At 58.6% G+C, this 12,710-nt stretch carries 11 protein-coding genes; 9 read left to right on the top strand and 2 right to left on the bottom strand.

Going from position 1 to position 12,710, the window contains the following annotated elements; genetic code table 11:
• The first annotated feature begins 3 nt into the window (after positions 1–3).
• Complete coding sequence (locus LK12_RS17565; RefSeq protein WP_052223546.1) at positions 4–1,359, top strand: MFS transporter; 1,356 nt, start codon at positions 4–6, stop codon at positions 1,357–1,359.
• Positions 1,360–1,406: 47 nt separating this feature from the next.
• On the opposite strand, the gene LK12_RS17570 is transcribed toward LK12_RS17565, so the two are convergent.
• Positions 1,407–2,171, bottom strand: a complete 765-nt coding sequence (locus LK12_RS17570) for a TetR/AcrR family transcriptional regulator (RefSeq protein WP_197063579.1) — start codon at positions 2,169–2,171, stop codon at positions 1,407–1,409.
• Between LK12_RS17570 and LK12_RS17575 the strand changes: the two genes are divergently transcribed.
• The 6 genes from LK12_RS17575 (at position 2,148) to LK12_RS17600 (ending at position 8,347) form a co-directional block, all read left to right on the top strand.
• On the top strand, positions 2,148–3,308 hold the full coding sequence (locus LK12_RS17575) for an FAD-dependent monooxygenase (RefSeq protein ID WP_197063580.1): 1,161 nt from the start codon (positions 2,148–2,150) through the stop codon (positions 3,306–3,308). The genes LK12_RS17570 and LK12_RS17575 overlap by 24 nt on opposite strands.
• A 10-nt stretch (positions 3,309–3,318) precedes the next feature.
• Positions 3,319–4,158 carry a CmcJ/NvfI family oxidoreductase gene (locus tag LK12_RS17580; protein ID WP_156135540.1) on the top strand — a complete coding sequence of 280 codons (840 nt, stop codon included), beginning with the start codon at positions 3,319–3,321 and terminating at the stop codon, positions 4,156–4,158.
• Between the two features lie 339 nt (positions 4,159–4,497).
• Positions 4,498–4,788 (top strand): hypothetical protein, encoded by a 291-nt coding sequence (locus tag LK12_RS17585; protein ID WP_039286693.1) that lies wholly within the window; start codon positions 4,498–4,500, stop codon positions 4,786–4,788.
• Between the two features lie 75 nt (positions 4,789–4,863).
• Positions 4,864–6,363, top strand: coding sequence for a class I adenylate-forming enzyme family protein (locus tag LK12_RS17590; RefSeq protein ID WP_039286696.1), 1,500 nt, complete (start codon positions 4,864–4,866; stop codon positions 6,361–6,363).
• A gap of 290 nt (positions 6,364–6,653) precedes the next feature.
• Positions 6,654–7,457, top strand: a complete 804-nt coding sequence (locus LK12_RS17595; protein WP_052223547.1) for a helix-turn-helix domain-containing protein — start codon at positions 6,654–6,656, stop codon at positions 7,455–7,457.
• A gap of 101 nt (positions 7,458–7,558) precedes the next feature.
• Entirely contained in the window at positions 7,559–8,347 is a 789-nt protein-coding gene (locus LK12_RS17600) for a hypothetical protein (RefSeq protein ID WP_052223548.1), read from the top strand.
• A 183-nt stretch (positions 8,348–8,530) separates the two neighbouring features.
• Here the strand turns inward: LK12_RS17600 and LK12_RS17605 are convergent, their stop codons facing one another.
• On the bottom strand, positions 8,531–9,937 hold the full coding sequence (locus tag LK12_RS17605; RefSeq protein ID WP_231568404.1) for an aromatic ring-hydroxylating oxygenase subunit alpha: 1,407 nt from the start codon (positions 9,935–9,937) through the stop codon (positions 8,531–8,533).
• A 434-nt stretch (positions 9,938–10,371) separates the two neighbouring features.
• Between LK12_RS17605 and LK12_RS23955 the strand changes: the two genes are divergently transcribed.
• Both LK12_RS23955 and LK12_RS17615 read left to right on the top strand, forming a co-directional pair.
• Positions 10,372–11,169 carry a TetR/AcrR family transcriptional regulator gene (locus LK12_RS23955; protein WP_156135542.1) on the top strand — a complete coding sequence of 266 codons (798 nt, stop codon included), beginning with the start codon at positions 10,372–10,374 and terminating at the stop codon, positions 11,167–11,169.
• A gap of 58 nt (positions 11,170–11,227) precedes the next feature.
• A complete protein-coding gene (locus tag LK12_RS17615; RefSeq protein WP_039286699.1) occupies positions 11,228–12,709 on the top strand; it encodes an aldehyde dehydrogenase family protein in 1,482 nt (493 codons plus the stop codon).
• Position 12,710: the final 1 nt, after the last annotated feature.

Here is a 12,710-nt window from a genome sequence, read left to right on the forward strand (position 1 = left end):
GTCATGAACAAGCATTCGCAGGTTTCCGCCAGGCAGGAGTGGCAACAGCACTGGACCCTGGTGGCGGCAACGTTTGCTGGCGTCTCTTTCCTTGCCGTCCAGACCGGATCACTCAGTTTCTTCATTGAGCCCCTGGGGCAGGAATTCGGCTGGAGCCGGACCTTCATCTCGCTGGGTTTCACGATCGCAATGCTGTTCACGGCCGCGATGTCACCGTTTTTCGGCATGTTGGTCGATCGGTTTGGATCTCGCAGAATTGCCCTGCCGGGCATCGTTCTGACCGCCCTCGCCATATCCGCCTTTTCGCTGACCGACGGCTCTTCGACGGGTTGGTTTGCCTTGTGGATCGGCTACGCACTCGTCTCGATCTCAGTCAAGCCAACTGTGTGGACGGCACCTGTCGCCAGTACATTTTCGAGTGCGCAAGGGCTGGCTCTGGGAGTGACGCTCTCCGGTATCGCGGGTGCGCATGTCCTGATAGGCCCTCTGGCGACCTGGCTCCTGGCCGGCTTTGGCTGGCGTTTGGCTTATGTCGCGCTTGGCCTGGGGTGGGGGGCGGTGACTTTTGCGCTGAGCTGGTTGTTTCTGTTCGATGCGCGCAACCAGCGCCGATCACACAAGGGCGCGGCTAAGAGATCAAGTGCGGAAAAAGGCGGGACGGATTTGCCTGGACTGACCATTGGGCAGGCATGGCGCAGTCGGGCTCTCTGGCAGATCGGCACATCGACCCTCATCATCCTCGTGCTGACGTCGGGGTTTTCGATACACACTGTCCCGATTCTGCTCGATGCGGGCGTGAGCAGCGGTCAGGCGGCCGTTCTGTTCAGCCTGCTGGGCGGTTCGGCGTTTGCCGGACAGCTGGTGACGGGTGCGCTGCTTGATCGTTTTTCAGCCAATTGGGTAGGTGGAATTACGCTTGGTGCGACGGCCATCTCGTTCTTCATGCTGATCGATGGCGTTCATACGCCTGCCCTGATCGCGTTGGCTGTAGTGGTGAACGGCTACACGCAGGGGACCAAGTTCCAGATTTGCAGCTATCTGACCGTGCGTCACGCAGGCATGCGAAACTACGGCTCGATTTATGGGCTGATGAACAGCCTGATCGCCCTGGGAGGGGCGATCGGACCGTTGTTGGCAGGCTATATTTTCGACAGCTTCGGCAGCTATGGCCCGTTCCTTGTCGGAGGTGGCGTTGGTTGCGCGATCTCCGGGGTGTTGATCTTCCTGCTCCCGCGCGCCGGCGGGTGGCAGCAGACCCAATTGCGCAGCGATAGTCCCCGGACAGAGCAACCACCGTTCCCTGCATCCTCGAAAGCCTGCGATCCTGAGCGTGCCGTCCAAGAGTGCCAGATGCCATGAAGCCGGTCAGGCCCGGACAGTTCAGGCCGGCAGCGTTCGGTGGCGTATCAGGCCGCCCCTCGATATCCAAGCGCATGAAGGATGAAGGCCCGAAGCTCGCTCGAGGTCGTTTCGAGGGTCTCGGGATTCTTCACGACGTGGAATGCGGCAGCTTCGGCAGCCTTGCCCATCATGTCGACTGTGAGGCGAACATCCCGGATCGGCCGGAAATGTCCGGTTTCGATCCCTCGCAAAATGACGGCTTCGACTGCGCTGCTGATCCGCAACAAGGGCGCGCTCGCGGTCAGAGTTGCCGATTTCAGCGCCGGTCCGAACAGGGCGCAAAGGATCAGATGACGGTGCTCGGCATTGCCGAACCAAGTGACTATGGCATGAAGTGCGCGAGCGAGCTGTGGTCCGGGATTCTCGGATGTGCCGCAGATCGCGACAACCTCATCGTAAAGAATTTGTGCCTGGGCCGCCGTCAATGCGGCCACAAGTGCAGGCTTGTCCTTCGCGTAGTTGTAGACAGTATTGCGGGCGATACCGGCTTCCGCGGCAATGTCTGCAAGCGTGATCGCCTCGTAGGGGCTTTTGGTCAGCAGCTTTTCCAGCCCCGCCGCCAAAGCGCTCCAGATCGCCCTGTTGTGCTCTTCGATATTTCCGGCGCGTATTCTCGGCATGTTCACTCCGATACACTTTACGACGATGCGTCGCAATGATATTTGGCGACTATGAGTCGTAAAAATGGGATTGAGCAGATGGCTGACGGAAAGAGGGTTCTGATTGTGGGGTTCGGTCTCGCGGGAATGTCTGCGGCGATCAGCCTTCAAAAGGCGGGCTGGGAGCCGGTGATTGTCGAGCGGGCTCCGGGACGGCGCCGCGGCGGATATTTTGTCGGGTTCTTTCCTGAAGGGAAAAAGGCGGCCAAGGCATTGGGCGTCTTCGACAAGTTTCATTTCCGGACACCAAAAGGCACAGAAACCTGGGACATCAGGCCGAATGGTGACCGGCTTTGGTCTCCTGGCTTTCTTGATCAGCCTGCTGATGAGGAGCAGGGGGGGATCGAGGGGGCGCTTCGCGGCGATCTTGAGGAAGGACTTTGGCAGGTGGCCAAGGATATCTGCACGGTGCGCTTCAATACCGTGCCTTGTGCCATCGATGAGCGCGGCGACGTGGTCAACGTGCGGCTTCGCGACATAGCTAACGGTGCGGAGACAACAGAGAGTTTCAATCTGGTGATTGGAGCGGATGGCGTGCGGTCGACTGTCCGGGATATCGTGTTCGGTCCGCGCGAGAAGTTTATCAAACCGGTGAACTCGATGATTTGTGCTTTCGAAATGGACGCGCCGATCCCGACGCTGGAAGCGCGCGACGGGATCATGATCTGCGAGGTCGACCGCGCCTTGTGGGTTTTCCCGCTGTCCGACAAACCCCCGACAGTCCTGCTCACGTGGCGCGTCGATGATGATGACAGCCAGTTTACGCGCAGACCCATTGACGTCGTTCGGGAAGTTTACGGGGATTCTCCGCACAAGCGGATGCTGGGCGCAATCTTCGATCAGCTCGAACGCAAGGGTGAAGGGGAATATCTCTACGATTCGGTCAACAAGGTGCAGATGGATAGATGGCACAAGGGCCGCGTTGTCATGCTCGGTGACGCGGCCTGGTGTCTCACGCTCTATTCCGGAATGGGGGCGACCTCCGCGATGAAGGGGGCGGTGGAACTCGCCGACGCCATTGCGGCCAGCCCTGGCGATATCTTGCGCGCGCTGCGCGACTGGGAAGCCGGAATGCGTCCTTTCATCCGGAAACACCGCATCATCACCATGATGAAGGCAGAGGTATTCGTTCCGTCATCCCGCTTGCGTTCGCGGCTGCGTCACCAACTGATGCGAATGGGGACTCGTAGCCTGCTGAAAAGGCGGCGCAATGAGGCATGTTCGATCATGAGTTCTGAAGCCGCTTGAGGCGGTACCAATGGACGACCATCTGAAATCGCGGAGAGGAAAGATTATGCAGGATGTCAGTGAAGACGTGACTGTCGCAGACGTCAATTTCCAGGTGAGCCATGCCGATGCGGGCACATTTGGACAATGGGACGAAAAGCTGAGGAAGCTCAGTGTTCAGCCAGTCCCGACGCGCGTCGTCAACATTCGCAACCTGGCTGAGGCTCCAAGTCTCGACCGGGAAGGTTTTGCGCTTGTCGAACACGATGTCGAAGGAAACTACGACGACAGGGCCTTTTTGGATGGCGCCTTCGTGGATTCTTGCGTCGATCTGATAAAGCGGCTTACCGGCGCCAAGGCGACCCTGAACATGTACCCTCCGATCGTGCGCAGCAAAGCAGATGCAGAGGGGACTTCAATCCCCGCCGGCTTCATTCACCTGGACCAGACGCGCGATTCCTACTTTGCGCAAGCACGTAGCAAAGCGCGCGAGCAGGGCATCGAGCTTCACCGAGGCGCAATATACAACGTCTGGAAGGCGACCTCCAAGCCGCCGCAGGACCAGCCACTGGCGGTAGCCGATCGCCGCGCTCTGGATCCGGACGATTTCGTGATCGGCAACACTTTGGTCGAAGTGGGAGAAAAGGCGGGTTCCTACCCTTACATCGGTCTTGTGCCTCCCAAGGAGGCGCTGACGTTGTACTACACGCCGGACATGCACATTGGCGAATCGCTGGTTTTCCTCTCGTGTGACTTTGACGCGAATGCTCCGGTGGGTTCTGCGCACACCGCTATCGATGCGCCGGGCGATGCCGGGCAGTGCGTGCCGCGAACCAGTGTCGAAGTCAGAATTCTGGCTGTTTTCGAGTGAGGTGAACGGTGCCGGACCTACCGGTGTACTATCGGATGATCCGGCACTGCGGTAACAGAACTTGTAAGACCCGGCGCAGACGGCTGCAGTGCCGAAGCAAACAGCAGAGCGGTCCCGTTCGCACTTGTGCGGCATGCAAGGCGACGGGCGTCCAGGCCCTCGTGCGGCACAACATAATCCGCTCCGCGACTTTTCCTTCCCGATCCTGGCCTGTTTCGCCAATTGCAGCAGCCGGGGCCTATTGCGGTCGGGATGGCGTTTGGATGCAGCAATTACCCGTTGCTTCCACCGCTTGCGCAGCTAAAGACAAACTTGGCAAAAATTTTAAAGGAAAATAAAATGAAGCATGGTTCCCGTCTCAAAAGCGCCGCCTGCGATACCGAGGTCATGGTCATTCGGTGTGCTGATGGCCAGATCGAGTGCGGCGGCGCCCCGATGGGCGTGGACCGGCCGGCCGAAGCCGCTGCACTGACCGCTGATTTTTCAGCCGGGACGCTGATGGGAAAGCGCTATGTCGATGCTGATGGCGCTTACGAACTGCTGTGTGTCAAGCCGGGGAAGGGCTCGCTTGCGGTCGATGGTGTGGCGCTTGTCGTGAAGGATGCCAAGCCTCTTCCCGCTTCGGACTGAACTGTCATTTGCACAAGCCGCGCAAGGCAAATGCGTTTTCAAACCATGGCATCCTAGATCAGGGCAGGGGATCCAATGAACTTAGCGCTACTTCTCGAAATGGCGGCGGAAGCTGCCCCGGATCGCGTCGGTCTCGTTTGCGACGGGAAGCGCTGGACTTATGGCGCCCTGCTCGACGCGGCTCGCGGGGCGTTTGAACTGATCGAGCAGTCCAACGCCGAATATGTAGCCCTGCTCGATGAAAGCAGCGAGGCGGCCGTGATCGCCGTCTTCGGTGCGGCTCTGGCCGGTGTGCCCTATTGCCCGTTGAACTATCGCTTGCCCGATGCGGACCTCGCAGCCTTGCTCGGCCGTATATCTCCCGCGCTGGTGATCGGTGATGAGGAACGGATTTCCCGGATCGCCAGCGATCAGGGACACACCGTCATGGCGCGGCAGGAGTTTACGCTCAAGGCGCAGGAAGCAGTGCCCGAGCCCGACTCGCGTGAATACGATCCGGGCGAGGGGGTTGCTATTCAGCTTTTCACCAGCGGTACCACCGCTGCGCCGAAGGCCGCCATTCTGCGCCACTCCAATTTGCTCGGCTATATTCTTGGCACGGTCGAGTTCGCCGGGGCGGAGGAGTCGGATTCAGCGTTGGTGGTGGTTCCGCCTTACCATATCGCTGGCATCTCGGCGCTGCTTTCATCGGTCTATTCTCTGCGTCGGATCGTGATGCTGCCGGTCTTTTCTCCAGAAGCCTGGCTCGATTTGATAGCTGCCGAAGCGATTTCCAACGCTTTCGTCGTTCCCACCATGCTGGCGCGAATTGTCGATGCCCTGGACCGTGGGCAAAGCTCCGATGTCTCGACACTGCGCGCGATAGCCTATGGCGGCGGCAAGATGCCCTTGACCGTGATCCGGCGGGCGCTTGAACTCTTTCCGGATGCAGGTTTCACCAATGCCTATGGCTTGACCGAAACGAGCTCCACTGTCGCGCTGCTGGGACCTGACGATCATCGTGAGGCGTTTGCTTCCGGGAACCCTGACGTGCAGGCGCGCCTGACCTCGCTGGGCAAGCCGATTCCGACCATCGAACTGGAAATTCGAAGCGAAAGCGGAGAGGTTCTGGGGCCGAACGAGGCGGGCGAGATCTATGTCCGAGGCGAGCAGGTATCCGGCGAGTACAGGGAGAAGAGCGCACTTGATGCGGAAGGATGGTTCCCTACGCGCGACGCAGGCTATCTCGACGCAAATGGGTATCTATTTCTCTCCGGGCGGGCAGATGACGTGATCGTGCGTGGCGGCGAGAACATGTCTCCAGGCGAAATCGAGGACGTGCTGCTGATGCATCCTTCAATCGCCGACGCCTGCGCATGCGCGGTCCCTTCGGTTGAGTGGGGGGAATCGGTGGGAGCCGCGCTCGTCATACGTGAGGGCTGCGACTTGCCCAGCGAAGATGATCTCAGAAGTCTTGTCCGCTCGCGCCTGCGCTCATCACGGGTGCCCGAAAAGATCATTTTTGTTGACGCCCTGCCTTATAACGAAATGGGTAAGTTGCTGCGCAGGAAGGTGAAAGTTGCATTCAGTGCCTGAAGATAGGTCGCGGTGGTTTGTGGGCCATGGGCTGATTCCTGCAAGCCCGTTGATGGCGAGTTCTGAAAGAACTTGAAATCAAAATAAAATTCAATATCCAGTGTTGTGCGTGGGGCGTGCTGGTACTGGTCCTGTATTCTGTGCACAGGCACTGAATTTGCGCGGTGCCCAGGGCCGCTTGCCCCCTACATTCATGTGGTATCGGCCGGCGTTGCGGGAAGCGCTGTGTTTCTGCCATGGCCTAGGTGAAATGCTGACGCGGCTGGTGGCAAAAGTGGAGGAAAGCAGGCTTGTCCAAAAGCAGAACCCCCTCAGCTAACGTCAAGTATGCCGCCAGGGTTCTCGAAGTGCTCGATTACTTCGATGAGCGTCATCTGGAAGCCACTGTGATGGAAATCGCTCGGCATTATGATCGCCCGATCACTAGCACTGCAGAATTGCTAAATACTATGCTGGAAATGGGTTTGGTGCGCAGGGCCCCTGGAACGCGGGCCTATGCCCTGACACCGCGTGCAGCATTTCTGGGAACGATTGACCAGCCCTCGTTCCTTCGTGACGGAAGCATCGTTCAGTTGATGGATCGTCTTGCCGCGCAGACAAGGTTCACCGTTTTGCTGCTATCCAGAGTGGGGGTGGATGCCCAGATTGTCGCTCTGAAAAGAGGCACACGCAGCATTGAGCCGGCAACTGTATTCGCTCGTGGCGCCAAGGGGCCGCTGTTTGAGAGCATCGCAGGAAAGCTGTTGTTGTCCACGCTTCAGTCCCAGCATTGCAAGGATATCGTTCGCCGCTTGAATGCGGAGGCTAGTGAGGCGGACAAATTCAACTTTACCGCCATGATGAATGATATCAAAGAGTTGCGGGGCAAGTTCGGCGTTTTTGGTCCAGCAGGCTTTTGTCCAGGGGGCGAGGGGGTGTTTTCGTTGCTTCCCCCACGACCAGAAGCCGATCCAATCGTGATTGGCATCCTCTGCGGCGCCGAAGGCAATGTGGATTCCAGTAACCTTTTGATATGTCTTAATGATTCCATACAGTCATGTCTTTGTGGTCTGGCATACCAGGAGGCCGGGGAGACGTTTTTTGACGCTGCCTGAATTCTGGGACATGGCGACATCGTCCGGAATGATCATTGCAGTTTCAGCCAGTTCAGGGTGTGCCGCGGCACGGATGGGACAGCTCTGGAGGGGAGGTTCCGATGTCTGATCAAACCACCCGCCTTGGGCCGGGATATCGCCGCCGAATTCTGATCGAGCCCCAAAATGGGTGCTCCGTTGCCGAACTGGAAGACGATTATCACCGCATGGTGGTATCTTTATACCACACGGACGGCGTCGTCACGGACGTGACGAGCGAGATGAAGCGGTCGCCGTGGACCGGATGTCCGGGGGCCATGCAGCGGCTGCGCGAAACGTTCCTGGGGTGTCGCTTGACGGATTGCGCAGGCGCAGGCGAAAAGAATCGCAATTGTACCCATCTGCATGACCTGGCGGTATTCGCAGCAGTGCATGCAGGTGACCGCGCGGCGACGGCTTATGAGGTACACTGCGGCGATGTCCCTGAAGGTTCCAGCGAAAGCCAGCGGATGGTCCGGCTTTGGCGCGATGGCGCGTTGGTGTTGGAGTGGTCCCTGACCGGTCTCATGGTTACGGGGCCAGCGGAAGTTTCGGGACTTGAACTCACCGAGTTGGGCGCGCACATTGCGGCGCAAGACGGAAAGGGCGCCGAGGCCGTGCGGATCCTGCGCTGGGCTGCCATGGTTGCGCAGGGCAGGGCAATGGTGATCCCCCCGCACCTTGCGGCGACCGCGTTTCCGGCCGGCCGCTGTTACAATTTTGACCCCTCCATTGCGAAGAGTTCATTCCGCCGTGAAGGGGCGGACATTGACTGGAGCGTGCTTGGTGCTGATCCTCTGGCGGATCGCAGCGAGGCCTTCACAGCCGCGCCCGAGAGTCAGGCAAGCGCGTGTCCCGATAGGCTGCTGTGATGGCGATCGTATTGATCGCAGATCACTTTATCGTTGGAATTGCGTGGCGTGACAGTGCAGGCGATGCAGAACCTCAGGCATTGCCAAGAGCAGCCAATTCTCTGCGCGCGGATTTGAACTCACGATCTGGCAGGGAAAGCGGCTCGGCATGCCGCACCCTGCCAGCATCGGAAGGTTTGAGAATCAGAAACCGAGTTCGTTGATTGGTCCGTCGAAATTGTTCGTCAGCTTGTGGATCGCGGCAGTCAGCTTAGACTGGTCCACTCCATCGATATATCCATCGATGATCCGCTGATAATCGCTGATCATGCCTTCATTATCCTTGTTGAGGCGCATGTATTCGAAATCCCGACCATGCAAACCGATCTGCTGAAGCGGAATGTTGGAGTAGTCCTGCTGGGGAATGAGCGGGAATTCCTTGCTGTCGTACGGCAGAACCGTGGGTTCGTGCGGCACCTCGGGTTCCTCGCCTTCAGCGAAATGAGTCAGCGACCAGATTTCGAAGAAGCATGATTCAGGCCCCAGGGGACGTATGCGGTATGAAGAGTAGCTGCTGAACATGCGCAGGACGAAGTAGTGCGGGAACAGGAATTCCACTGCACTCGTCGGCCCGGTGGTCATCGCTGCCAGGTTGAGGTCCGGGATCACTTCCCCCTTCTCGCCGAGCTTTTCCTTCAGTCGTACATGTACCGCGCCGTACCAGGCCTGCATGGCCTCTCCTGTGTCGTCCGGAAGTTCGAGATCTGCAAGCTCGCGAATGATCTCCATTTCCTTTTCCTGACACATGCCGCCGCCCATACCGGTGCAGATCGCCTGAAGATATTCGATGTAGTCCTTGATCCGCTGCGCGGTCGATTTGCCGGGGTCAGAGAGCACGCCCAGACCGCCTGTATCCTCGTCGTAGCGTGCATTCGTGAGTTCAGGGGCTGCGCGCTGCATTTCCGGGTGTGTGGTCATGACGTGGTAGCCTTCCATGAAGGCTTCCATGGCCAATTTCCAGTTTGCCGGAAGGACCGTTCCGAACCACCATTGGGAACGCACTTTATCGACGCCGTGTGCTTCGAGCTGGTCCAACTGGGAGCCAAAGGTTTTGCGCAGGTTCGGTGCCTTCTCGTCAAAATTGATGAAGGCGCAGCCGCCCCAGGTTTCGCAACGCACCGGCTTCAGGTTAACCTCTGCGGCGTCAAGGGCTTCTTCGGAAAACCGCTCACGGCCATAAATGAACGTGCTTTTGCCGTCCATATTCCAGCGCCAGCCGTGAAACGGGCAGACGAAGCCCGACTTGGCGCAATTGCCGTCGCCGCTCACCAGCTTGACGCCACGATGGCGGCAATGGTTCTGGAATGCCTTCACGCCGCTGGTGGTGTGCACGACGATGACGGTCTGGTCGAGATTCTTGTACTCTACCCAATCTCCCACTTCGGGGATTTGTTCCAGCCGGCAGGCCATCTGCCAGACTTTCGGCCAGAGGAGCTCTTTCTCGAGTTCGAAGAACTCATCGCTGAAATAGCGCTTTGAGGGGATCCTTTCGGGGTCCGTGATTTTGAACTCATTTTTAGGCGTGAATTTTGCAGGATCCATCTCAGCCATTTCCGTTTTCCTAGTTAGGGATGCCCATGCCGGAGCCGCACTCCGAAATTCGATATGGAGGCGGTTTGTGCCCTCGCGAGCGCTCGCTCTTTGACTTTTCTCAATTATATGAAATTGGATTAAAATTAAATGGGGAATTCGGTGCGTTTTTGCGGGTCTCGGCAACGCCGGTCCGGCTTGGCAGATATCGGGTGCGCCTTGCACGGGATTGTGCGGCGCCGGCGATTAAGCACACGATTTAGCAGCGGGAGGTTCGTCGTTACAGGATGCCGCTGAACGATGATGTTGCCGCGCTCGCACACGCCTAAAGATGTTGTTTCATATGGAAAAAATTATGATCTTTGCTGACTGTTGGGTGTGATGTGGTTTTTCGTGCAGGCGTATAACTCAGTATTGAATTCAAATTTAAATCGTGTAGTTTGCCGGTCCTGAGCTTGCTCGCGACGGGAGGGTTTGTGGCTTTGCCGGGTGCTGATTTCCGTGGTCAAACCGTACTAACGCGCGATTATGATGGCAGTGTGCTGCAGTACGGCCCAGGTGAAATTGCCCTCATTCTCGCTGCTGAGCGGCTCATGGCTGAGCATGGGGTGCTCGGGGTGTCCCTGCGTCAGGTAAATCTGGCTGCGGGGCACAGAAATTTAGGAGCCGCGCATTACCATTTCGGTTCACGCGAAGGGCTCTGCCGGGCGGTTCACCGCTACAGGGCGACCGCGATCGACGGCCGGCGGTCGGAGCTGCTTGCTCTCGCCACAGCGGCAGATCATGAGCTGGAAGTCCGGTTCTATGTGGAGGCCTACGTTTTGCCTCTGGCCGATCTATTGCTGCCTCGCGAAATGGGCTGCTTCTACCTCAGGTTTCTCGCGCAATATCACCTCTCATCGATGGACGTGCGACCGCTCCAGCAGACGAGTCCCGCCGCCTATTTCGCGGCGCAGAAGATCGAGGCGTTGCTGCCCTACCTTCCCCAGGGAATTCGCCGCGCACGCATGCGAGACTTGATGCACAACGCGATCTCCGCGTTGGCCAACGTTGAGCATCTCGCGAACGAGGGCTCTCTGGGGGAGGACGAGGTCTCTTTGATTGCGGCGAACCTTGTGGATACGCTGACCGCAGCTCTGACCTGTCCGATTTCCGCGCGTACTCTGCACCAGATCGCCAGGATGCAAGGACGCGAGTTCCCGTCTGGTTTTCCGAAACGCAATAATCGGCGTGCTAGTCATTCTGTATTCTGACGTTTGCGATAATTTATACAAGAATTTGGCAAAAAATGATAATTTTTAAGGAGAGGGCATGGCATTCCAGCATCCTGCAGTAGCGGACCTGCCGTTGCATCCGGTGATTATCGGCGACAAGTTTGAGCATGAAGGTTCGGGTTCCCGGGAGCCACATATTTATCCCGCGACAGGGCGGGTCACGTCCGAGATCGCCATGGGGGGAGCACAGGACGTTGATCGCGCCGTGGCAGCGGCCCGGGCCGCTATGGCCGCCTGGCGCTCGATGCCAGGCGATCAGAGGCGAAATCTGTTCTTTCGCATCGCTGAGCTTATCGAGGCTAGGGCCGCGAGCTTTGTCCCCGCGCTGGTCGCCGAAAACGGCTCGGTGCTCGGTGCCGCCCGGTACATGCCCTACGATGCGGCGCAGAAATTCCGCTATTTCGGTGGCTGGGCCGACAAGATCCATGGGCGAACGATCCCCATGTGGACTGGACCTGCCCATGACTTCGTAAGTTTCGAGCCCTATGGGGTTATTGGTGCGATTGTCCCGTGGAATGGCCCACTCTTCGCCGCGACGATGGTCATCGTGCCTGCGCTGGCGGCTGGCAATTGCGTGGTGCTCAAGGCTCCCAATCTGGCGCCCTACAGTGTCATGCTGCTGGTGGAACTGATGTTGGAGGCCGGGATGCCACCCGGTGTCGTCAATCTGGTTACCGGAGGGGTGGAAGTCGGCGAAGCGATGGTCGCCCACCCGGGTATCGACAAGATCGAGTTCATCGGTTCCGGCCAGACTGCCAAGCAGGTACTTGCCGCTGCGGCCCGTACGCTCAAGCCTTGCGGTCTCGAACTCGGCGGCAAGTCTGCCGTGATCGTGTTCGACGATGCCGATCTGCAGGGAGCGGTCGGGAGAGGGCTTTCCGGCGCCATCAATGCCAGCGGCCAGGGCTGCGTGAATGGCACAAGGCTGCTGGTACAGCGGACGGTTTACGAGCGTTATCTTGAACTCATGGCCCAGGCTGCAAGCAACATAGCTGTCGGCGATCCCTTCGCTGAAGGGACTGCGGTGGGGCCGATGATCAGTGAAAACTCGATGACCCGGATTCTCGGGATGGTGGATCGCGCCGTTTCTGCCGGTGGCGAACTGATTTGCGGGGGGGCGCGCTTGAGCGGCCAGCATGCTGATGGGTACTTCCTGCCCATAACAGTGCTGGCGGGCGTTGAGAGCCAGAGCGAGATCGCCCAGCAGGAGGTTTTCGGACCCGTGCTGGCGGTTATGCCGTTTGATTGCGAAGAAGAGGCTATCTGCCTCGCCAACGATACCGAATATGGCCTCGGTGCCTACGTCCATACCAGCAATCTGCGGCGGGCCCATCACGTCACTGCGCAATTGCAGGCCGGTCAAATTCACGTCAACGGCAGCGGCGAGGCGAGCCAGCCAAACGTCCCGTTCGGCGGATGGAAGCAGAGCGGCCACGGGCGTCTGGGAGGGATTGAAGGGCTGCATGAATTTCTCCAGCCCAAGAATATCTGGATGAATCTTGCGCCGGAGGCGATGTGAG

This window comes from Novosphingobium malaysiense, from assembly GCF_000802225.1.
In the GTDB taxonomy this organism is placed as follows: Bacteria; Pseudomonadota; Alphaproteobacteria; order Sphingomonadales; family Sphingomonadaceae; genus Novosphingobium; species Novosphingobium malaysiense.

Bases quoted from the DNA above. Each gene is read 5' to 3' on its own strand.
- LK12_RS17565 (WP_052223546.1), top strand. From the start codon at position 4: ATGAACAAGCATTCGCAGGTTTCCGCCAGGCAGGAGTGGCAACAGCAC.
- LK12_RS17575 (WP_197063580.1), top strand. From the start codon at position 2,148: ATGTCTGCGGCGATCAGCCTTCAAAAGGCGGGCTGGGAGCCGGTGATT.
- LK12_RS17580 (WP_156135540.1), top strand. From the start codon at position 3,319: ATGGACGACCATCTGAAATCGCGGAGAGGAAAGATTATGCAGGATGTC.
- LK12_RS17585 (WP_039286693.1), top strand. From the start codon at position 4,498: ATGAAGCATGGTTCCCGTCTCAAAAGCGCCGCCTGCGATACCGAGGTC.
- LK12_RS17590 (WP_039286696.1), top strand. From the start codon at position 4,864: ATGAACTTAGCGCTACTTCTCGAAATGGCGGCGGAAGCTGCCCCGGAT.
- LK12_RS17600 (WP_052223548.1), top strand. From the start codon at position 7,559: ATGTCTGATCAAACCACCCGCCTTGGGCCGGGATATCGCCGCCGAATT.
- LK12_RS17605 (WP_231568404.1), bottom strand. From the start codon at position 9,937: ATGGCTGAGATGGATCCTGCAAAATTCACGCCTAAAAATGAGTTCAAA.
- LK12_RS17615 (WP_039286699.1), top strand. From the start codon at position 11,228: ATGGCATTCCAGCATCCTGCAGTAGCGGACCTGCCGTTGCATCCGGTG.